Annotated in this window: 14 protein-coding genes; 5 read left to right on the forward strand and 9 right to left on the reverse strand. The window is 64.7% G+C overall.

The features are described 5' to 3' along the window. Positions 1–76: 76 nt before the first annotated feature. A complete protein-coding gene (locus Q5Z11_RS00610; protein WP_303748232.1) occupies positions 77–2,551 on the forward strand; it encodes a methyl-accepting chemotaxis protein in 2,475 nt (824 codons plus the stop codon). Positions 2,552–2,781: 230 nt separating this feature from the next. Here Q5Z11_RS00610 and Q5Z11_RS00615 read toward each other — a convergent pair whose 3' ends face one another. Further along, positions 2,782–3,447 carry a response regulator transcription factor gene (locus tag Q5Z11_RS00615; RefSeq protein WP_057629262.1) on the reverse strand — a complete coding sequence of 222 codons (666 nt, stop codon included), beginning with the start codon at positions 3,445–3,447 and terminating at the stop codon, positions 2,782–2,784. Positions 3,448–3,576: 129 nt separating this feature from the next. Further along, entirely contained in the window at positions 3,577–5,520 is a 1,944-nt protein-coding gene (gene acs / locus Q5Z11_RS00620; RefSeq protein ID WP_303748233.1) for an acetate--CoA ligase, read from the reverse strand. 238 nt (positions 5,521–5,758) lie between these two features. Between acs and Q5Z11_RS00625 the strand changes: the two genes are divergently transcribed. The 4 genes from Q5Z11_RS00625 (at position 5,759) to Q5Z11_RS00640 (ending at position 11,106) form a co-directional block, all read left to right on the forward strand. Next, on the forward strand, positions 5,759–7,192 hold the full coding sequence (locus tag Q5Z11_RS00625) for a DcaP family trimeric outer membrane transporter (RefSeq protein ID WP_303748234.1): 1,434 nt from the start codon (positions 5,759–5,761) through the stop codon (positions 7,190–7,192). Between the two features lie 151 nt (positions 7,193–7,343). Further along, complete coding sequence (locus Q5Z11_RS00630) at positions 7,344–7,661, forward strand: DUF485 domain-containing protein (RefSeq protein ID WP_303748235.1); 318 nt, start codon at positions 7,344–7,346, stop codon at positions 7,659–7,661. Then, the gene (locus Q5Z11_RS00635; RefSeq protein WP_303748236.1) at positions 7,658–9,379 is read left to right on the forward strand and encodes a cation acetate symporter; all 1,722 of its coding nucleotides are present in this window, start codon (positions 7,658–7,660) and stop codon (positions 9,377–9,379) included. The genes Q5Z11_RS00630 and Q5Z11_RS00635 overlap by 4 nt, the downstream gene beginning before the upstream one ends. Before the next feature lie 311 nt (positions 9,380–9,690). Then, positions 9,691–11,106, forward strand: coding sequence for a coniferyl aldehyde dehydrogenase (locus tag Q5Z11_RS00640; protein WP_303748237.1), 1,416 nt, complete (start codon positions 9,691–9,693; stop codon positions 11,104–11,106). A 273-nt stretch (positions 11,107–11,379) separates the two neighbouring features. Here the strand turns inward: Q5Z11_RS00640 and Q5Z11_RS00645 are convergent, their stop codons facing one another. The 7 genes from Q5Z11_RS00645 to Q5Z11_RS00675 all read right to left on the reverse strand — a co-directional run bounded on the left by Q5Z11_RS00645 (position 11,380) and on the right by Q5Z11_RS00675 (position 22,403). After that, positions 11,380–12,342: a transaldolase gene (locus tag Q5Z11_RS00645; RefSeq protein WP_303748238.1), complete on the reverse strand. Its 963-nt coding sequence runs from the start codon at positions 12,340–12,342 to the stop codon at positions 11,380–11,382. 13 nt (positions 12,343–12,355) lie between these two features. Further along, positions 12,356–13,549 (reverse strand): CaiB/BaiF CoA transferase family protein, encoded by a 1,194-nt coding sequence (locus tag Q5Z11_RS00650; RefSeq protein WP_303748239.1) that lies wholly within the window; start codon positions 13,547–13,549, stop codon positions 12,356–12,358. A 162-nt stretch (positions 13,550–13,711) separates the two neighbouring features. Then, complete coding sequence (locus Q5Z11_RS00655; RefSeq protein ID WP_303748240.1) at positions 13,712–15,568, reverse strand: glycoside hydrolase family 127 protein; 1,857 nt, start codon at positions 15,566–15,568, stop codon at positions 13,712–13,714. Then, entirely contained in the window at positions 15,565–17,754 is a 2,190-nt protein-coding gene (locus tag Q5Z11_RS00660; RefSeq protein ID WP_303748241.1) for a formylglycine-generating enzyme family protein, read from the reverse strand. Before Q5Z11_RS00660 ends, Q5Z11_RS00655 begins: the two co-directional genes overlap by 4 nt. Before the next feature lie 36 nt (positions 17,755–17,790). After that, the gene (locus Q5Z11_RS00665; RefSeq protein WP_303748242.1) at positions 17,791–18,732 is read right to left on the reverse strand and encodes a ribokinase; all 942 of its coding nucleotides are present in this window, start codon (positions 18,730–18,732) and stop codon (positions 17,791–17,793) included. Then, on the reverse strand, positions 18,729–19,988 hold the full coding sequence (locus tag Q5Z11_RS00670) for a serine hydrolase domain-containing protein (RefSeq protein ID WP_303748243.1): 1,260 nt from the start codon (positions 19,986–19,988) through the stop codon (positions 18,729–18,731). Before Q5Z11_RS00670 ends, Q5Z11_RS00665 begins: the two co-directional genes overlap by 4 nt. Positions 19,989–20,219: 231 nt before the next feature. Then, positions 20,220–22,403, reverse strand: a complete 2,184-nt coding sequence (locus Q5Z11_RS00675) for a TonB-dependent receptor (RefSeq protein ID WP_303748244.1) — start codon at positions 22,401–22,403, stop codon at positions 20,220–20,222. Positions 22,404–22,746 lie beyond the last annotated feature (343 nt).

Below are 22,746 nucleotides of genomic sequence, written 5' to 3' on the forward strand. Positions count from 1 at the left end.
CAATTTCCTGCAAATCAGCACTCAAGAAACCTGATTTGCGGCCGATTCCGAGGCATCTCTACGCTCGGAGTGCGGCATGAAGTTCCCCCTTGGTATCGCCCAGAAACTGCGTCTGAGCCTGCTGGCGCTGGTGGTCGGCCTGCTCGTCATCGGCTCGGCCTATGCCTGGCTCAGTGTTGGCATGCGCGGTGCCGACCAGCGGCTGCAGAGCTACCAGCAGGATGCCGCGCAGCTGGAGGCGTTGGTAGCTGCGTTTGCCGAGGCGCGCCGCGCCCAGGCCGAGTATGCCATGTCGTTCTCGGCCGTCGCCGGGCAGGCGTTTGTAGCCGCCAATGGTCGTTTGCAGGCCCTATTGGGCACGGACAGGAAGGGCGCGGCTTGGGAGCGGGCATTGAGCGCGCCCCTGCTTGAGTATGTTCAGTCCGGGCAGGCACTGGATCAGCGCATCACCGAACTTGGCCACGATGCCGACAGCGGCATGCAGGGCCAGCTGCGCAACGCCGTACACGAAGTGGAGAACCTGATCGGCGAGCATCCCGATGCAGCGTTGCAGGTGTCGATGTTGACCATGCGCCGCTACGAGAAGGACTTCATCCTGCGCCGTGAGCAGAAATACGCGGACGAACTGGGTGCGCAGGTGATGCCCTTCGAGCTGCTGCTGCAGGCAGCGCGCATGCCGGACGGCAGCAAGCAGCAGGTACGCGATGCGATGCAGCGCTACCAGGAGGTATTCCTGTCCTATGCAGCGGCGCGCTACGGGGCCGACAGCGAGACCCAGGCGATGGACGACCTTGCCGCCAAGGCCTTGCCGGTGCTGACCCGCTTGCAGCAGGCACAGCGCGCCAGCCTGGCCCAGCAACGCGACGAACAGGCCGCAGCACGACGTTGGATGGATGCCGCCTTCGCTGCGACCGTGCTGGTGGTGGGCTTGTTGCTGGTCAGTCTGCTGTTGTTGCTGCTGCGAGCGGTGGAACGGCCGCTGGCCGACGCAGCGGCGTTCGCCCGCGCCATTGCCGACGATGATCTGGACGGCCGGTTGGTGGTGCGCAATGCGCATGACGAGATTGGTCGGTTGGCGGCGGCGCTGATGCAGATGCAGTCCAGCCTGCGTGAGCGTATAGCCGGCGAACGCCTGGCGGCAGGGGCCAACCAGCGGGTACGCCAGGCGTTGGACGTGGCCAGCGCCGCGGTGCTGGTGACGGATGCCGAAGGCCGCGTGGTCTATGCCAATCCGGCATTGCAGCAGGCCTTCGCCCAGGCCGGGATCGAAGGCGCGGCCGAGGTGGACAGCGAGGTGGCCGAACTCGGCCCGGCAGTTGCCGCACTCGTGCGCGCCGCCTTCGCGCAGGGCGTGGCGATGGATGCGGAGGTGGAGCTGGGCAACAGCGGCTTCTTGTTGCGGGCCAGCCCGGTGCTGGAAGCTGATCGGGTACTTGGCCTGGTGATGGAATGGCAGGACCGACGGCTTGAGCGGGTGATCGTCAACGAAGTGGCCGCGGTGGTCGCGGCAGCGACCGCCGGCGACCTGCAGGGACGCATCGTGCTGGCCGACAAGCAGGGCTTCGTGCTGCAGTTGGGCGAACGCATCAATGCGCTGTTGGACAGCGTGCAGGCGCAGGTGGGGGATGCGACGCGGGTGATCGGCCACTTCGCCCATGGTGACCTGAGTGCGCGCATGCGCGGTGACGGTCAGGGCATCTATGCACGCCTGCGACAAGGACTGGAGGAGGCCATGCAGCAGGTGGGAGGCATCGTCGCCCGCATCCAGCAATCGGCGGGCAGCGTGCAGGCGGCGGTGGGCGACATGGCCAGTGGTACCGCCGATCTGTCCGGGCGCGTGGAGCAGCAGGTGGGTGATGTGCATGAGGCGTTGCAGCGGGTGCGCTCGGTGGCCGGTGAGGCGCGCGAGAATGCCGGCAGCGCACGCGAGAGTGCGCTGGTGTCGGCGCAGGCCAGCGATGCTGCCGACCGCGGCCGCCAAGCCACGGCGGCCGCGATCTCTGGCATGGAACAGCTGCGGGCTTCCTCACGGCACATCCGCGAGATCGTCGCCACCGTCGACAGCCTGTCGTTCCAGACCAATCTGCTGGCGCTGAACGCCGCGGTCGAGGCCGCGCGGGCCGGCAGCCACGGGCGTGGTTTCGCGGTGGTGGCCAACGAGGTGCGCCAGCTGGCGCAGCGCTCGGCGGAAGCGTCCAAGCAGATCCGTGGCCTGATCGATGAATCGCTGCGGCAGGTGGAGGAAGGCGCGCGGCTCGCTGACAGCAGCGGTGCGGCGATGCAGGACATCGGTGGTCGGGTGGCGCAGGTGGCCAGTGCGCTGGAGCGGATCGATGCAGGCTCGGCGCGGCAGGTCAGCGCGGTGGATGATGTGGAGCGCCTGCTGCGGCGTATCGGTGAAGGCACCCGCCAGAGTGGCGAGGTCGCACGCGCCTCATCGCAAGCGGCGCAGGCGATGCGCGAGCAGACGCAGGAGCTGGCCGCAGCGGCGGAAGTGTTCGTGGTGGATGCGGCGACGGCAGCGGAGCCGGTGATGCAGCGCTTGGCATGAGCTGCAGCTCCCTCCCTTGCGCAGCGCGCAGGGGAGGGTTGGGGAGGGGTGCTTTTCGCGGGCAAGCCAGAGAACGTGTAAAAGCAACAACCAAAGCCACCCCCTCCCAACCTCCCCCTTGGCTACGCCAAAGGGGAGGGGCTGCAGCTCCCTCGCTTGCGCAACGCGCAGGAGAGGGCTGGGGAGGGGTAGTGCTTGGCACTCAGCCGCAGGCAAGCGCCGGCAGCAACTCAATCTTCTTCCGGCGGCAGCACGATGGCGTCGTCGTCGATCGCCAGCTTGCCGGCCATCAGCACCGCCTGGGTGCGGTTGGTGACGCCGAGCTTGCGCAGGATGGCGGTGACGTGGGCCTTGATGGTGGCCTCGGAAACGCCCAGGTCATAGGCGATCTGCTTGTTCAGCCGGCCCACGCCGAGCATCTGCAGCACGCGGAACTGCTGCGGGGTCAGTTCACGCAGGCGCTGGCCGACTTCGCGTTCCTCATTCGGGGTCGGCGGCACGTTGTGCGCCTCCGCCGGTGCCCAGCGCTCGCCATCGAGGATGGTGCCCAAGGCGTGGCCGATGGTGTCCGAATCGGCGGATTTGGGAATGAAGCCGAATGCACCATGGTCCAGGGCGCGCCGCATCACCGTGGCTTCTTCGCGTGCGGAGACCACCACGATGGGCAGCTGCGGATGCAGCGAACGCAGGTGCACCAATGCGTTGAAGCCCTGCGCGCCGGGCATGTTGAGGTCCATCAATACCAGGTCGGCATCGGGGTGTTGTTCGGCCAGTGCGTACAGCGCTTCGACGCTGTCGGCCTCCATCAGCTGCACGCCGGGTATGACGCGTTGCACCGCGCCCTTGAGGGCTTCGCGGAACAGCGGGTGGTCATCGGCAATGAGGAGGGTAGGCATATGCGATCCAATGCTGAAGTAAGGGGCGTGACGCCCTTCCGGTGAAACAGGATACCGGTACAGATGCCGATCCACGCCCTCCACATGGACCGACAGCCGGGGCACCGTGGTGCCCCGGGCTTGTAACGCTTAGCGAACCTTGCGCTCTTCCACCAGCGATGCGACCACCGATGGATCAGCCAGCGTGGAGGTGTCACCGAGCTGGTCCGGCGCGTTCTCGGCGATCTTGCGCAGGATGCGGCGCATGATCTTGCCCGAGCGGGTCTTGGGCAGGCCCGGTGCCCACTGCAGGTGATCCGGCGCGGCGATCGGGCCGATTTCCTTGCGCACCCATGCCACCAGTTCCTTGAGCAGTTCGTCGGTCTGCGCTTCGCCGGCAATCAGGGTGACATAGGCATAGATGCCCTGGCCCTTGATGTCGTGCGGGAAGCCGACCACGGCCGCTTCGGCCACCTTCGGGTGCGAGACCAGCGCGCTTTCCACTTCGGCCGTGCCGATGCGGTGACCGGACACGTTCATCACGTCATCGACGCGGCCGGTGATCCAGTAGTAGCCATCTTCATCGCGACGGCAGCCGTCACCGGTGAAGTAGCTGCCCGGGTAGGTGCGGAAATAGGTGTCGATGAAACGCTGGTGGTCACCGTAGACGGTACGCATCTGGCCCGGCCAGGAATCGCGGATGATCAGGTTGCCTTCGGTGGCGCCTTCCAGCGGCTCACCGTCGGCACTGACCAGCGCCGGCTGCACGCCGAAGAACGGCAGCGTTGCCGAACCCGGCTTGAGGTCGGTTGCACCCGGCAGCGGCGAAATCAGGATGCCGCCGGTTTCGGTCTGCCACCAGGTGTCCACGATCGGGCAGCGGGCATCGCCGACCACGTCGTAATACCAGCGCCAGGCTTCGGGATTGATCGGCTCACCGACGCTGCCGAGCAGGCGCAGGCTCTTGCGCGAGGTGCGCTTGACCGGCTCCTCGCCGTCGCGCATCAGTGCACGAATGGCGGTGGGCGCGGTGTAGAAGATGGTGACCTGGTGCTTGTCGATCACTTCCCAGAAACGCGAAGTGTTCGGGTAGTTCGGCACGCCTTCGAACATCACCGAGGTGGCGCCGTTGGCCAGCGGGCCGTAGACGATGTAGCTGTGGCCGGTGACCCAGCCGACGTCGGCGGTACACCAGTAGATGTCGTCCTCGCGCAGGTCGAACACCGCTTCATGGGTGTAGGCCGCGTACAGCAGGTAACCGCCGGTGGTGTGCAGCACGCCCTTGGGCTTGCCGGTGGAGCCGGAGGTGTAGAGGATGAACAGCGGATCTTCGGCGTTCATGCGCTCGGGTTCGCACTCGGCCGGCTGGGTGTCCACCACATCGTGGAACCAGCGGTCACGCGGTGCCTGCATGTCGACCGCACCACCGGTGTGGCGCACGACCAGCACGGTTTCCACGGTATTGGTGCCGGGCAGCTTCAGTGCGGCATCGACATTGGCCTTCAGTGGCACCTTCTTGCCACCACGCAGGCCTTCATCGGCGGTGATGATCAGCTTGCTGGCGCAGTCGCCGACGCGGTCGGCGATGGAGTTGGCGGCAAAGCCACCGAACACCACCGAGTGGATGGCACCGACGCGGGCACATGCCAGCATCGCCACCGCAGCGTCGACGATCATCGGCAGGTAGATGGTGACGCGGTCACCCTTCTTGATGCCGAGGCTGCGCAGCGCATTGCCGAGGCGGCAGACGCGCTGGTGCAGTTCACGGTAGGTGACCTTCTGTGCCGGGCTGTCCGGGCCATCGGCCTCGAACAGGATGGCGGTTTTGTCACCGCGCGTGGCCAGCTGCCGGTCAAGGCAGTTGACGCTGACATTGAGTTCGCCGTCCTCGAACCACTTGATGCGGAAATCGTCGAGCTGGTAGCTGACGTTCTTGATCTTGGTCGGCTTCTTGTACCAGTCCAGCCGCTCGGCCGCCTTGGCCCAGAACGCATCGGGGTTCTCGACCGATTCGCGGTACAGCTGCTGGTACGTGTTCTTGTCGATCCGTGCCTTCTCGGCGAATGCGGAGTCAACGGGATATACATCAGTCATGGCAACCCTCACCTTTGCACTTGTAACCAATGAATGAGCCATGTCGTGGGACAGGGCCGGACACCCCAAGTGTGCCGCATCCACCCCACCGCGCGCTGGATCTTCTGTTAGACGATGGTCGAACAGACGCTTGCTTACGACTAATGGCGAATAGCGGGCCGACGCCATGCCCGCGCACGCTGGCTGCGACCGTGCAACCGGCGCGGACCGTTCATCAGCCTGGAGAGAGGCAGTCCCAATGAATCGAAACATCCTGAAAACGGCCCGCCGGCCACTCGCCGCAGCCCTGTTCGTCGCGCTGGTCGCGCCGGGCATGGCCTTCGCCGAGACCGCGAAAGAGAAGGCGCTGGAAGCACGCGTCGCCGACCTTGAGCGGCAGGTGCAGCTGCTGCTGTCCACCCAGCAGCAACAGCAGGGCGCCATCGCCCAGACCCAGAGCGAGGTGGTGCAGGTGCGCAGCGCGCAGGCCGAGCGCGCCGCCACACCCGCCGTGCCGGCCGGCAAGCAGCCGATTCAGCTGACCACCATCACCCCGGGCGCAGCGCCTGGCACCACCTTCAAGGTAGGCGGCTTCATCAAGGCCGACTTCCTGGCCACGCGTACCGGCGACGGCCAGCTCGCCGACGACGCCACCGGCCGCGCGCTGTACCTGCCGGGCCAGACCCCCGTGCATGGCGCTGGTGGCTCGGGCAAGGCCTCGGACGTGGATTACAACGCCCATGCCAAGTTCTCGCGCTTCAACCTGGGCGTGGACAATGTGGCCGAGAACGGCGACAAGGCCGGTGCGTTCCTGGAGATGGATTTCTTCGGCAACTCGCTGGGCAACCAGACCGCGACCAACACTTACGGCGTCACCGTCCGCCACGCCTACATGTACTGGAACAAGTGGTTGGCCGGCCAGACCTGGTCCAACTTCATGGACGCGGCATCGATCCCGGAAGCGGCTGACTTCGTCGGCCCCACCGATGGCGTGGTGTTCGTGCGCCAGGCACAGATCCGTTACACCAACGGCGGCCTGAGTGTCGCCCTGGAAAACCCGGAAACCACCTCGCTCACCGGCACCTTCAACCCGGTCACCAACAAGTGGAACGTGCCGGCGGTTGCCAACTCCGACCGTGGCGCGCTGCCCGACCTGACCGTGCGTTACGGCTGGAAGGGTGACTGGGGTACCTTCGGCGTCGCCGGCCTGGTGCGCCAGCTCAAGCTCGACAACCAGGCCACCGGTGCCGATGCCAGCAAGGTGGCCGGCGGTATCACCCTTGGCGGCAAGTGGCTGATGGGCGACGCTGACACCCTGCATTACCAGCTGACCGGTGGCGAAGGCATTTCGCGCTACATCGGCCTGGGCATCACCGCTGACAGTGGCTACGACGCGATCCGCGACGAGATCGACCCGACCGGTGTGGTTGCCGGTTATGTCGGCTGGCGCCATGCCTTCACCCCGAAGCTGCGCACCAACCTGATCTACGCACGCAGCGACTACGACAACAATGCCTCCATCACCGGTGACCTGGTGACAAAGAGCGTGCAGTCGATCCGCGGCAACATCTTCTACACGCCGATGCCCAAGGTCGATGTCGGTGCCGAGTTGATGTACGGCGTGCGCGAGATCGAGAACGGCAAGAAGGGCGATATCAGCCGCCTGCAGTTCACCACCAAGTACAGCTTCTGACCCATCCGGTGCCGGCGGTGCAGTGCCGCCGGTACCGCGTCTGAAAACGTAGTACGCCCCATCTCCCTACCCCCACGGGGAGCACTCATGTGACCGTCAAGGCATCTCCGCATGCCGTGGCGTTCGTATTCCCAACGCCTGGAGAATTCCGATGAATGCTTCCGTCGATCCCCGTGTAGAGCGGATCGCCTCCAACCCGAAATACCAACGGTTGCGCAGCTCGCGCAACAAGCTGGGTTGGTTCCTGACCATCCTGATGTTGCTGGGCTACTACGGCTATATCGGCCTGATCGCCTTCGACAAGGCCTTCCTGGCCACGCCGATTGGTGCCGGCAAGATCACCACCGTCGGCATTCCGATCGCCTTGGGCTTGATGGTGTTCACCATCGTGATCACCGGCTTCTACGTGCGCCGTGCCAACAAGGAATTCGACAAGTTGACCGAAGAGATCGTGGAGGAAGCGAAATGAACCACTCCTTCCTGCGAACCGGCGCCCTGCTCGGTCTGCTGATCGCCAGCGGTGCGGCCATGGCCGCCGGTGGCGACATCGGCCAGACCGTGCGCCAGCCGACCAACTGGACCGCGATCATCATGTTCGCGACCTTCGTGGTGTTCACGCTCGGCATCACCAAGTGGGCCGCTGGCCGCACCAAGTCGGCGTCCGACTTCTACACCGCCGGTGGCGGCATCACCGGTTTCCAGAACGGCCTGGCCATTGCTGGTGACTACATGTCGGCGGCCTCGTTCCTGGGCATCACCGCCGCGGTGATGACCAACGGCTATGACGGTTTGATCTACGCATTGGGCTTCCTCGTCGGTTGGCCGATCCTGACCTTCCTGATGGCGGAGCGCCTGCGCAACCTCGGCCGCTTCACCTTCGCCGACGTCGCTGGCTACCGCTTCCAGGCCAAGCCAATCCGCATGTTCGCGGCCTCCGGCACGCTGGTCGTGGTGCTGTTCTACCTGATCGCTCAGATGGTTGGTGCCGGTGCGCTGATCAAGCTGCTGTTCGGCCTGGATTACTGGATCGCAGTGGCACTGGTCGGCGTGCTGATGATGGTCTACGTGCTGTTCGGCGGCATGACCGCAACCACCTGGGTGCAGATCATCAAGGCCTGCCTGTTGCTGTCCGGCGTGACCTTCATGGCTGTGATGGTGATGTGGCACTTCAACTTCAGCTTCGAGGCGTTGTTCACCGAGGCGGTGCGGGTCAAGACCCAGATCGCGGCCAACGGCGGCAAGAGTGCGGAGGAAGCGGCCAGTACAGGCTTGGCGATAATGGGGCCTGGTGGCTTCGTCAAGGATCCGATCTCGGCAATCTCGTTCGGCATGGCACTGATGTTCGGTACCGCCGGCCTGCCGCACATCCTGATGCGCTTCTTCACCGTTCCCGATGCAAAGCAGGCACGCAAGTCGGTGCTGTGGGCAACCACCTGGATCGGCTACTTCTACATCCTGATCTTCATCATCGGCTTCGGTGCGATCGCGCTGGTGCTGACCAATCCGGAGTATGCGGATCCGGTCACCGGTACCATCCAGGGCGGCCCGAACATGGCAGCCGTGCTGGTCGGCAAGGCCGTCGGCGGCAATATGTTCATGGGCTTCATCTCGGCCGTGGCCTTCGCCACCATCCTGGCCGTGGTCGCTGGCCTGACGCTGTCCGGTGCATCGGCGGTGTCGCATGACCTGTATGCCACCGTGTTCAAGAAGGGCAACCCGGCACCGGGCTCGGAGCTGCGTGTCTCGCGCGTCACCACCTTGGCGTTGGGCGTTATCGCAGTGCTGCTCGGTATCGTGTTCGAGAAGCAGAACGTGGCCTTCATGGTGTCGCTGGCCTTCGCCATCGCCGCATCGGCCAACTTCCCGGTGCTGATCCTGTCGCTGCTGTGGAAGGACTGCACCACCCGCGGTGCGGTGATTGGTGGTTCGTTGGGCCTGGCCTCGTCGCTGATCCTGACCCTGCTGTCGCCGTCGGTATGGGTCGACACGCTGGGCAATGCCGCCGGCAGTGCGCCGTTCCCGTATACCAGCCCGGCGCTGTTCTCGATGACGATTGCCTTCGTCAGCATCTGGTTCTTCTCGATCACCGACAAGAGCAAGAACGCACAGGCCGAGCGTGCCGCCTACCCGGCACAGGAAGTGCGTGCCGAAACCGGCATTGGTGCGAGCAAGGCTTCGTCGCACTGATTGCTTGAGTACTAGGTAATGCAAAAGCCGCCTCCGCAAGGGGGCGGTTTTTTTTGTGCGGGGAGAGCACCCCTCCCCGGCCCGCCCCTTGGCTACGGCAAAGGGAGGGGGCAAAAACGGCATACACGGGGGGCTGACAGGTCACGCGTTCCGCTCCCTCCCTTGCGCAACGCGCAGGGGAGGGTTGGAGAGGGGGAGCTCCACCGCCTTCGCTCCCGACTTTGCGCAGCACATCACGCCCACTCCGCAAACAAGCCTTCACTCCTCGACACACACAGGTTTACAGTGGCCGCTGATCTTGGGGAGGCACCATGGATCCACAGACCGATGGTTCAAACACGCTGCAGCAGCGGCTGACGCATCTGCGTAGCGCCTGGCAGCAGCGCAAGCCGGACTACACGCAGCGCCGCGACGATCTGCACCACCTGCGCGCCGCATTCAAGGCGCGCATTCCGGAAATGACCGAAGCGATTGCCGCCGATTTCGGCCATCGTTCCAAACACGAATCGGTGATTGCCGACGGCATGACTGTCACCGGTGAAATCGATCACCTGCTCTCGCACCTGCGTGGCTGGATGAAGCCGGAGCGGATTGGCGTGGGTTGGCGCTTCTGGCCGGCACGGGCACAGGTGCGACCGGTGCCGGTGGGTGTGGTCGGGGTGATCTCACCGTGGAACTACCCGGTCAATCTGGCGCTGGTGCCATTGGCGACGGCGATTGCCGCTGGCAACCATGTGATGCTCAAGCCATCGGAGCACACGCCGAACAGTTCGGCGTTCCTGCAGTCCTTGTTGGCGGAAGTATTTCCAGCGGATCGCGTGGCGGTGGTGCAGGGCGATGCAGGCGTGGCATCTGCGTTCTCGGGCCTGCCGTTCGACCATCTGGTATTCACCGGCTCCACCGCGATTGGCCGCAAGGTGATGGCGGCTGCCGCGCAGCATCTGACGCCGTTGACCCTGGAACTGGGCGGCAAGTCGCCGGCGCTGGTGGCAGCGGACTATCCGGTGGATGGAGCGGCCGCAAGACTGGCGACCGGCAAGTGGTTCAATGCTGGCCAGACCTGCATTGCACCGGACTATGTGCTGATCGACGAAGCGCGTGCTGATGAGCTCGTTGCTGCGCTGCGCACGCAGGTGCGGCTGCGTTACGGCGACTTCAGCGATGCGGCCGATTACAGCCGCATCATCAATGAAGGCCAGTACCAACGCCTGCAGGGCTATGTGGATGACGCGCATGCGCGTGGCCTGCAGGTGCTGCCGTTGGCCGATATCGATGCCGAGCGTTCGCGCAGCGAGCGCTTGTTCCCGCCGACCTTGATCCTGCAACCGGGCGATGACGCGACGGTGATGCAGGACGAGATCTTCGGCCCGATCCTGCCAATTCGCAGCTATCGCTCACTGGACGAGGCCATCGCCACCATCAATGGCCGCGAGCGGCCGCTGGCCTTGTATCCCTTCAGCCATGACAAGGCGACGGTGGAGAAGATCGTCGGCCAGACCATTGCCGGTGGCGTCACCGTCAATGACACCTTGCTGCACTTCGCTATCAACGGATTGCCGTTTGGTGGCGTTGGCGCGAGTGGCATGGGCGCGTACCACGGTAAGGCCGGCTTCGATGCGATGAGCAAGCGCTTGCCGGTGCTGTGGCAGACCCGCCGGGCCGGCAGTGATCTGCTGCGACCGCCTTACACACGGGTTGCGCGTTTCATCGAGATGATTTCGCGCTGAGGTAGAAAAGCCGCAACCAGGCACGGGGGGCCGGCTGCGGTGACCCCGGCACGAGGGAGAGGGAGCCGGGTGTCGAAAAGCTGTTGAAAGCTGCAAAAAGCATGCGATCTGAAAGCCCCTCTCCCGCACGCGGGAGAGGGGTTGGGGTGAGGGCGCTCTTAAAGCACGTAGAGCAAAAGCTTTTAAAGCTCGAAAAGCTTCCCCTCATCCGCCCCTTCGGGGCACCTTCTCCCGCAGGCGGGAGAAGGGAGTAATCGGGCATTGCTTTGGCTGTCAGTTCCCAATCTCATCCAAAATCCGCTGACGCAAGGTCTGCAGATCCTTCGCAAACGCATCAATACCAGTAGCCAGCTTCTCCGTAGCCATCGGATCAGCCGCCATATCCGCATCGAACTTCGCTTCATCAATCGCAGCGACGTTCACCGCTTCGGCAGCTCCAGCAATCAGCTTGCGCGGCAGCTCACCGAAATCAGCATCCAGCTTCTCCAGCAGGTCCGGCGAGATGGTCAGGCGATCACAGCCAGCCAGCGCTTCGATCTGCGCCGTCGAACGGAACGAGGCACCCATGACAACGGTGTTGGAGCCGCGACGCTTGAACTCGGCAAACACGCCGCGCACGAACACCACGCCCGGGTCTTCGTCGATGCTGGCCGGGGTCTGGCCGTTGGCCACGTACCAATCCAGGATGCGGCCGACGAACGGCGAGATCAGGAAGGAGCCGGCTTCCGAGCAGGCCAGGGCCTGGGTCGGGTTGAAGATCAGGGTCAGGTTGCAGTCGATGCCCTCGGCCTGCAGCACGCGGGCGGCTTCGACGCCGGCCCAGGTCGCGGCGATCTTGATCAGCACCTTGCTGCGCGGCACGCCGGCCGCTTCGTACATGGCGATGAACTCGCGCGCCTTGGCGACGGTAGCCTCGGTGTTGTGCGCCTGGTCGGCATCCACTTCGGTGGAGACACGGCCCGGCACCAGCTCGGCCAGCATGGTGCCGACGCCGACGGTCAGGCGATCGACCACGGCATTGGCGATGGCCTGCTTGTCACCGGATTGGGCACGACCCCACTGCAGCTCGCGCTCGATCAGGCCGGCATAGACCGGCAGGTCAAGGGCTTTCTTCACCAGCGTCGGGTTGGTGGTGCAGTCGACCGGGCGCAGGCGCTTGATGGCGTCGTAATCTCCGGTATCGGCGACGACGACGGACAGTTCGCGCAGCTGCGCGAGCTTGGATGCAGTGCTCATGATGTGCTCCGGATCAGGCGTTGGTGACGCCATCATCGACGGCGGCGATGACAGCGGCGGTGTCCTGGTCGAAGGTCGGCGCGGCGAACGGCTGCGGGCCGGGGGTGCGACCAAACACGATGGGACGGGTGATGCCGCGATAACTTCCCAGCAGCGGATGCTGCAGCGTCGTGATCATGTCTTCGGCCAGCACCTGCGGGTGCTCGAACATGTCCTCGACCTTGCGCGCGGCTGCGCACGGCACTTCTTCGCCGAACAGCGCTTCCCACTCCAACGCGCTGCGTGCAGCCAGCGCGGCATGCAGCTTGGCCAGCAGTTCGTCGGAATGCTCAGCGCGCTTGCGCACGGTGTCGTAACGCGGATCGCTGCCCATTGCCGGCAGGCCGATCTTGTCGCAAAGCGCCTGCCAGAAGCGCGGCGTATTGGCCGAGATGTACAGATGGCCCTGCGCGGTGGGGTGGATGCCGGTGACACCGCCCGAGCGCATGTCGCGGCCCACGCCTTCCGGTTCGCCTTCGGCCCAGATCATCCGTGCCGACTGCATGGTGAGCGCACTGCGCAGCAGCGACACGCCGACATACTGGCCTTCGCCACTGCGTTCGCGCTCGAACAGCGCCGAGGACACACCGGCAGCCACCAGCGCGGCGGCGTAGTAGTCGACCACCGAGCCGTACAGGATTTCCGGCGCGCCGCCGGGCTTGCCCTGCATCGCGCACATGCCGGTCATGGTCTGCAGCACCTGGTCGTAGCCGGCCTTGTCCTTGAGTGGACCGTCCTCGCCGTAACCGGTGACCGCGCAGTACACCAGGCGCGGGTTGATCTTGTTCAGGCTGTCGAAATCGATGCCCAGGCGGGCCGGCACGCTGGGACGGAAGTTGTGCACCAGCACGTCGGCTTCGCGCACCAGGCGCATCAGCACCGCGCGCTGGTCGGCTTCCTTCAGGTCGAGCACCACACCGCGCTTGGAGCGGTTAACGCCGAGGAAGGCGCGGCTCTCGGCTTCCAGCGTGGACGGGTACTTGCGCAGGTTGTCACCAACCGGCGGTTCCACCTTGATCACTTCCGCGCCCTGGTCGGCCAGCAGGGTGCAACCGTACGGCCCGGCGATGTAGGCGCTCAGGTCCAGCACGCGCACACCGCTGAGCGGGCCACGGGCACCATCGCGCTGGGCGATGTCGAACGGAGATGGGTTGTTGCTTGCTGACATGGGCTGCACTCGAATCCTTGATTGCAGTTTCCTCCCGGTGGATGGGAAGAAACATATCGTGCGGGTATTTTCAGCGAGGACAAAAAGCAGGTATCGCGGTGTCATCGCCCTCAAAACCACCGCTGCCTGCGCCTTGTCGGGTCACAGGCAGCGGCGACCGGCTTACTGCGGGGCCAGCGACAGCCAGCTCAGGCGCCAGACGTCGTGTTCGCGGCCACCGCAGCGGTAGTAAGGCTCGAACACCAACGGCGCGCGGCACTCCAGCTGCATCGTCACCGTTGCGCCTTCACCCTCGTCCTGGCCTACCTGCAGCCAGCGCGAAGGATCACCTTCCGGCAGCTTCACGGTTTCATCGGTCTTGAAGCCATCGATCAGTGTGGTCGCATAGACCAGCGGGCCGTAGCTCAGGCCGACGTATTCCCAGCGCAGCACTTCCTGCGCCACCGGCGAGCCGTCCGGCGCACGCGATTCCTGCACGTTGATGTTGGCGGCGCGGTGCAGCTGCGGCTGCATCGGCAGCTTCACGCTGACCAGATCGCCAGCCTGCCACTGGCGCTGCAGCTGCACGTAACCATCCGCACCAACCTGCACTGGCACGGTGATGCCATTGACCTGGATGCGTGCATCCTCGGCCCAGGCCGGGATGCGCAGGCCGATGCCGAAGCTGGCGCTGTGCTCGGGCATCACCCGCAGGCTGATATCGCCATTGAATGGATAGCGGGTCTGCTGCTGCAGCACCACCTTGCCAGCGTCTGCATGATTGAGCGTGGCTTCACCGGCGCCGTACAGGTTCACCCGCAGGCCGCCGTCGGCAGCGACGCCATAGGCGATCTGCGGCAGCTCTTCCACCGCCATCGCGCCGGACGACTTGCAGCAGCGCCAGTACGTCGTATGCACACGCTTGCCGTTGGGGAAGGTGTAGTAACACCAGTCCTCACCGTTCGGCGCCATCGCTGCCAGCAGGTCGTTGTAGGCAGTGCGTTCCAGTTCGTCGGCGTAGCGGGCGTGGCCGCTGATGGCCAGCAGCTCGCGGTTGAGCTGCATCCATGCCAGCACCGAACAGGTTTCCACATAGGCCTGCGGGAAGAACGTACGCGGTGCGTTGAACACCTCGCGCGAGCGATGTGCCACGCCGCCCCACGGGCCGCCGCCCAGGGTCAGGTGCTGTTCGCGGATGTTGTTCCACAGGTTGTCGATGGCCAGCTTGTAATCGGCCTTGCCGGTGGCCTTGTACAGCTTGGCCAGGCCAACAAGATTCCACGACAGCTGGTAAGCCTTGCCGGTGGCGATGAAGGCGGCGTCTTCGTTGGCGATGCCCTTGTCGAGCAGGGCCAGGCGCGGATTGGCATTGGCCTGCTGCAGGATCTTCTCGGCCAACGCGAGATAACGCGGCTCGCCGGTGACCAGGTACAGGTCGGCGGCCGGGTCCAGCAGCACCGTCGCCGACATGCCGTGGTGGTTGCCCAGCGTGGTGATGTCGATGCCCGATTCCAGCGCCTGCCAGCACAGGTCGGCGATGCGCCGCGCGGCTTGCAGGTAGCTGTCATCGCCCAGCGCACGCCAGGTTTCGAGGAAGCCGAGGATCAGGTAGCTGTGGGTCCAGATGTCCCAGGTGCGCAGCGCCGGTTCGCCGTTCCAGCTCTCGGGCTTGGGCGGCTGCGGCACGGTGAAACGGCGGTCGGCGGCGTAGTTGCCGAGATAACCGTCCTCGTCCTGCTGGCTGATCAACCAATCGGCGACGCGGCGCAGGTTGGCTTCCAGCTCGGGTTGGCTGCCCTGTGCGACTGCGCGGGCGGTGGCCGACAGCCACTTGCCGGCGTGCTCGCCGTACCAGTCGCCTTCCTGGTTCTGCTGCTTGTGCGCCTGACCGAAGATGCTGATCGACGGGCTGGCTTCATCGACGATGAAGTGACTGAGGCGGCCGCTGCGGTTGGCCGCCAGCATCTGCCCGAATACACCGTCGAGCTTCACCGCTGCCGGTGCGATCAGCTGCTGGCCGCTGGTGATGGCCGCACTCATGCCGCGTCCACCACGCAACGGAAGCCGAGCATGCCGCTGCGGTCCTTGGCCGGTGCCATCAGCAGGTACTTGCCGTGCTGGTCCAGACGATAGGCCTGCGGGAAATACCAATGCGAGGTCTGCGGCTGGTAGCTGGAGCCACCGCGCAGGATCGCCGCGCGGGTGTGTTCATCGCTGAACTCATCGGTCCACTGCCACACGTTGCCGACCAGGTCCTCGACGCCAAACGGGCTTGCGCCCTGCGGATGCGCATCGACATCGGCCGGGGCGAGCAGGCGGCGGCCACGGTTGACTTGCGGCACACGGCTCTGGTCCCAGTCATTGCCCCACGGATAGGTTCGACCATCGTTGCCCTGCGCGGCGTACTGCCATTCCCATTCGTGCGGCAGACGCTTGCCGGCCCACGCAGCGTAGGCGCGTGCGTCTTCCAGCGACACCCAGATCACCGGCTTGTTGTCCCAGCCGGCGCGCGGTGCGCCATCCACCCAATGGGCGAGGAAGTTGATGTCATCGGCCGGGTGATAGCCGGTGGCATCGATGAAGGCCTTGAACTGCGCATTGGTGACCGGGTGGCGATCGATATGGAACGCCTGCATCTGCATCAGCTTGCGATGGTGACGACGCGGGCAGTCTTCCCACGGGAACTGCACGTCCTGGCCGGCCCAGTTGAAGCCTTCGATCTCGATGCCGCCGACTGCGAACACGAACTCGCCAGCCGGAATGGTGACCATGCCCTGCGGCGCGGTCGCTTGCGCGGTGGTGGCGGGGATCTCGCGCAGCTGCTGCGGGATTGCCTTCCAGGCGCCGGAGAAGCTATTGAGCGGCTGTTCGGCGCGCTTGGCGGCTTCGATAAGGAACGCATCAAGGCCTTCAACGGCAACGCCCGGCTGCACGCTCAGCACCGCGCCAAAGCCGCGTGCTTCCATCGGAAGCTCGATGATGGCTACCCCATCACGCACCGCCGGCGACAGTTCCACGCCGTGCCAGACATCGTAGTAACGGGTGCCGTCCACATGCGGCAGGCCGATCTGCTCACCGTTGACTGCGTACTCGTTGCGGTTGATGAACGTGTGCAGGCACTGGCCTTCGACCGGGAACTTGCTGGCGAAGATGCCGCCCTGGTAGCAGACCTGGTAGGGCTCCCAATCCATCGCCACGATCAGCGCCGGGAACTGGCGATAGATGGCGGCGATGCGGCGCAGGGTTTCACCATCACGCGCGGTGAACTGGTTCCAGATGCCCCAGATGTTTTCCCAGGCGTTGTAGCCGATGCCGTTGAAGAAGCAGTACTGCAGGTCGTGGTTGCGGTTGCGGCCCCAGCGATTCTCGTAATTGACCATGTGGCGCGGCTCCAGCCACTTCCACTTGGACACCGGCGGCACCGGGCCATCGGGTGCCTTCTTGCCCCAGCTCTGCACGTTCCAGATCAGCTGCTCTTCCGAGCTGATGGTGGATTCGGGCTGCACCACCACCGGGTTGCCATTGGCATCGCAGGCGTCGAAGAACGCGCGCGGCACGCCGTTGAAGGTGTCGCCGTTGATGCCGTCGGCACCGGTGGCCTTGATGATCTCGGCCAGGCCATCCCAATGGGTGACGCCCGGGTCACGGGTGCCGTGATCCCACGGCTTGGCCGGCAGGAACACGCGCACGCCGCGCTTCTGGAATGCCTTCACCGCGGCGGTCAAACCTTCCAGGCCGCCCGGCAGCGTGTGGGCCAGATCGAACTGGTTGCGGTCGTCGATGCCGATGTTCGGGTAGATGTACCAGATCAATACCGAATCCAGGCCGCCGAAGCGTTCGATCAGATCATCCAGGTACTTGTCGACGGTGTACTGCGCGGTTTCCACGTCGAAGAAATAGCGGTCCTCGACCATCATCTGCGCGTGCACGAAGTTGCGCTGCGCCCACTGCAGTTCCGGGCGCCGGTAGTTCACGTCGGTATAGCCGATGCGCACCAGGTGTTCCTGGCGCCAGTCCTTCAGCTCGGTCAGCCAATCCGCAGCGCTGGCATTGGCGTCGATCATCCAGCTGCCGATGTCGGCGAACGGCCACGCCGGTGCCTTGCCCGGGGTGGGCAGGTAGCGGCCGGTGGTGACGTGCGAGAACTTGTACTCGGTGTGGATCGCCTCACGCCCGTGATCGGGGGAATCGTTGTCGTAATCGGGTGCGGGGTAGGGCGAAGTCATGGCAGTCATCCAACAAAAACAGGGAGGGCGTAACGGTTACAGCGCACACCATGCCGCGAGTGCGGCATGGGCGTCGGTGCCGGGCAGACGGCTGGTGTCGGCCAGCAGTGCCTGTACCTCGGCATGTTCGGGAATGCTTGATTGTGCACCCAGGCGCGTGCAGGTCAGCGCCGATGCGGCACTGGCAGCCAGCAGGGCCTGCTGCAGTGGCTCACCGCGGGCGAGCAAGGCAATCAAGGTGCCGCAGAAGGTGTCGCCCGCAGCGGTGGTATCCAACGGCGAAATCGAGAACGCAGGCTGCACCAGGATCTTGCCATCGATGCGGGCCAGGCAGCCGCGCGCGCCGAGGGTGACAATCACGCAGGGCACATCGATTCGTGCCAAGCCGGTGGCCAGGTCCGGCGGATCGCCGGCAACCACCTCCAGCTCGCCTTCGTTGACGATCAGCATGTCCAGCTGTGCCAGCAGTTCAGCCGGCAGCACCTGCGCGGGTGCTGCGTTCAAAGCGACTTTCACTCCAGCGGCGCGGGCGGCGGTGGCATAGGCCTGCACCGAGGCCAGCGGCGATTCCAGCTGCAGCAGCATCCATTGCACGCCATCCAGCGCTGGCAGGTGTTCGGGCAACAGCGCCATGTTGGCGCCGGGCGCGACGGTGATCGCGTTCTCGGCGTCATCGGACAGGCAGATGAAGGCAGTGCCGGTCGGCAGCTGCGCATCACGCACGGCATGCAGCAGCACGCCAGCATCGTTCAACGAAGCCTCGATCGGCTTGGCGAAGTCATCATCGCCAAGCGCCAGCAGCATCTGCGTGGCAGCACCACCGGCACGCGCGCAGGCCACGGCCTGGTTGGCCCCCTTGCCACCGGGGAATGTGCGGAATTCGCGGCCGAGCACGGTTTCGCCCGGTGCCGGCACATGCGCTGCGCGCACCACGAAATCGAGATTGGCCGAGCCGGCGACGAGTACGGTGGAGGTCATGGGATGGCCTGGTAAACGAGGTTGTAGAACGGGGTTGCCACCGACGGCAGACGCTTGTCGCCGTCCGGCAGGTATTGCAGCAGCACGATGGCGATCAGCTTCTCGCTGCGGTCCACGCTGAAATAGGTGGAGGCGGCACCGGACCAGCCGAACTGGCCAATGCTGCCCAGGCGGCCACGTACTGCCGGATCGGTGACGACATAGCCGCCAAGGCCGAAGCCCTCGCCATTGCTGAAACCGCGGATTGCCGGGCTGAAACCGCCGAGCTGGTCGGCCATCATCATGTCCACGGTTTTGCGCGACAGCAGGCGCACGCCGTTGTTCTCGCCGTTGCCCAGCAACATGCGGGCGAACTTCAGGTAATCGCCAGCCGTGGAATACAGGCCGCCGGCACCGCTGTCATAGCCTTTCAGGCGCACGCCCGGCGTGCGTGCGCTCAAGGTGTCGGCGACATGCAGCGAACCATCGGCTGCACTGGTTGGCAGCTCGACCACGCGTGCGCGTTGATTCGCCGCCACCTCGAAGCTGGTATCGCTCATGCCCAGCGGTTGGAAGATGCGTTGCGCCAGGAACTGCGAGAACGGTTGACCGCTCACCACCTCAACCACGCGCGCGAGCAGCTCGGTGTTGCTGCCTTCGTAGTGGAAATGGGTGCCCGGTGCGTCCGCCAGCGGCAGCGTGGCCAATCGTGCAGCGACATCTTCCAGCGAGGTTGCGCTGTCGACGTCGGCGCGATTCAACAGTGCGGTGGCGACGGCATGTCCATCCGAATCCGCGGCAAAGCCGCTGGTATGGGTGAGCAGATGACGAATGGTGATCGCGCGCGGCGCAGGCGCCAGCAGCGGGTGTGCGACATCGCCAGCAGTGACGATCTGGCGCTCGGCGAAGGCGGGAATGAAGCGCGACAGCGGATCATCCAGCGACAGCTTGCCTTCTTCCAGCAGCATCAGGATCGCGGTCGAGGTGACCGGTTTGGTCATCGAGTAGATGCGGAAGATGCTGTCTTCGCGCATTGGCCGGGTGCGGCCGATATCGGCATGGCCCCAGTGGCCGTGGAATTCAGTGCGGCCGTTTACTTCGACCAGCGCTACTGCGCCGGGATAGCCGTTGTTGCCGGTGGTTTGAGCGAGGAAGCTGTCGAGGCGTTGCCAGCGGTTTCCGTTTGCGGCAGTGGCGTTGCTGATGCAGGCCAGCCAGGCAACGGCGCCCAGCAACAGGCCACGCGCGATATGACTACGGGTGTTGTTGCGGAACATGGGCAAGCCTCCGTTTTCAGGGTCTTGGGCAGAAACCGTTGTAGGAGCGGCGTAAGCCGCGAAGCAAACAGCGGCGCCGACAAAGAAGTATCTGCAATTGCAGGCTTGGGTGGGAGCGGTTGCTTCTTCAGCTTCGCGGCTTACGCCGCTCCTGCAAACCCTGCAAGCTCCACAAGCCTCTAACCAAACGGCGCCACAGTTGCCTGTGGCGCCGCCTTCAAACTGCAGCTATCAGAACTTGAACGTATGGGTCAGCGACACCATGCGGCCGCGGCCGGAGAAGAAGTTCTGCCAGCCCGGCAACTGCGACCAGGTCAGCACGTACTGCTTGTCGAACACGTTCTCCACGCCCAGTGCCAGCTGGCCATAACGGCCGATGTCGTAGTTCACGCTGAGGTCCCACAGCGCGTAGCCATAGGTGTTCTCTTCGTTCTTGTAGACGGCATTGTTGGACGGGTTGACGAAGGTCTCGCGCAGGTCGCGGCTGAAGGTCTTGCTCACGCCCAGCGTTGCGCTCAGGTCATCGTTCGGGGTCCAGGTCACCGAGGCATTCACCTTGTCCGGCGAGATGTCGAGGATGCCCATTTCCTTCTTCAGGCCCGAGCCCGGGTAGTACTGGGTCTGGCCACGGATGCGCGAGTACAGGAAGCTGGCCTTCCACTGCTCGTTGAAGGTCCAGGCGCTGTTCAACTCGAAGCCCTCGATCTCGACCGGTGCGCGGGTCAGGATGAAGTCTTCGGTTGCCGGATCGATGGTCAGGCTGGAACCGAAGTCCGAGGTCGAGCGGTACACGGACGCACCCAACTGGCCCTTGGCACCGCGCCAGTTGAAGCCGATTTCCTTGTTCTCGGTGATCAACGGCTGCAGGTCGGCGATGCAGGACACGGCCTTGCACGGGCTGTTGGCCTGGATGTTGCGCAGCGGGATGCCGACGTTGGCAATGCCGAAGCCTTCGGAGTACGAAGCGAACACCGACCACTCATCGGTGATGCGCCAGATCGCACCGAAGTTGGGCATGTTTGCCTTGTAATCCATCTTGCCGCCCTGCACCGGAGTGTGGTCGCGGTAGGCAACGGTGGTGTAGCTGTCGATTTCCAGCTGGCCGTCTTCGCGACGGATGCCGGCATCCAGCGTGACCGGGCCGATGTCCCAGCTCAGCTGCGCGTACGGCGCGATGCTGGTGTACTTCATCGGCGGCACCCACAGGCGGTTGGTCAGCGCCAGGCGCTGCTCGGCGGTGTCTTCGACCAGGTCCAGGCCGGCACGCAGGCGCAGGCCTTCAACCTTGAACAGGTCGCCGTAGGCGTAGCCGAAGCGCAGGCCCTTCTTCTCGCTGTTGATTTCCGACTGGTCCCAGATGCGCAGGGCGTCATCGGTCGGGGCTGGCTTGGTCAGCTGGCGGTCGTCGCCGTTTTCCGGCACGTAGCGCATGGCCTGCTCGGCCCAATACGCATCAACGCTCAGGTCGCCACCGAAGAAATCGGCATTGGTGTACTTCACCGCGAACTGTTCGAAATCGTTGAACTCGGCCAGCGAGCCGGCGATGGAACCCTTCTCGGCGGTATTGGTGGTCGGGTTCGGGCAGGTCACCGCATCAAAACGGCAGCCTTCGACCGGGATGTAGTTGTGCTTGCCGCCGATGTGGAAGTTGCTGTAGCTGGCCTGGATGCGCTGCATCTGGCCTTCGCCGAAGTTGTAGCCGCCCTTCAGGAACAGGTTCTTGCTATACGAATCGGACAGCGAGCCGGAGGTGTTCAGGCCGACGCGGCGGCCGTCGCCGTCATAGGCGATACCGCGATCGATGTAGGCGCCGCTGATCAGGTAGTCGACCGCGTCGCCCTTGAACGTGTGGGTGACGCCGACCTTGGACTGGCCGCTGTCATCCTTGAACTGGGTGCCGTAGCGGGTGGTGATGGTGGTTTCGTGGCCAGCCACATCCGGGTTCTTGGATAGGTAATTGATCACACCACCGGCGCCGCCGATGCCTTCAGCAGCGGACGGGCCGTTGATGACTTCGATGCGGCCGATCACGCCCATGTCGGTGAAGGTGCCGTTGCGGCTGCCTTCGCGCAGCGGCGAGCCCTGCGGCACGCCGTCGAACAGGCGCAGCGCGACGCGACCGCGCAGGGTCTCACCGGAGTTGCTCATCGCCTGCGAGGATTCGGAATAGCCCGGCACCATGCGTGCGAGCACGGCGGTGGCGTCTTCGGTCAGGTTGAGGGTGCGCTGCACCTGCTCCGGGCTGATCAGGGTGACCGCGCCGGGCACCTTGTCGATGGCAACCGGGGTGCGGGTACCGGTGACGATCACCTGGTCCAGCGTGGTGGCGGCATCGCCTGCGTCCTGCGCGAAGGCCGGGCTCATCGCGCTGGCGAGCAGCACGGCGCTGATGGCGGCCGAAAGTGGCTTGATCATGTTGTTCTCTCCCCCAGGTTTGAATGTGTGACGCGACCGGACTGGGAAGCCGACAACGCCAGAAAGCGGTGGGGACTAGCGCCCCTTTGATCGTGTCGTTTGCAGTGCCCGCTGGCCGTTTGCACGGACCCCGGGCGCAGCTCCGACGTTGGGCGAAGCCTAGGCGGCACCCCGGCGCGATAGAAGCGCACCTGTGTATGTTCAAAGCCTAGGGTTTGTTGCGATTGGCCTTTGCACCGGTAGTGCCGAGGCATGCTCGGCAGGGGCCTTGCCAGGAAATCCAACAGGACCGGGAATGCCCTTGCCGAGCATGGCTCGGCACTACAGGGGATTATCCCTGCCG

Source organism: Stenotrophomonas sp. 610A2 (assembly GCF_030549615.1).
In the GTDB taxonomy this organism is placed as follows: Bacteria; Pseudomonadota; Gammaproteobacteria; order Xanthomonadales; family Xanthomonadaceae; genus Stenotrophomonas; species Stenotrophomonas pigmentata.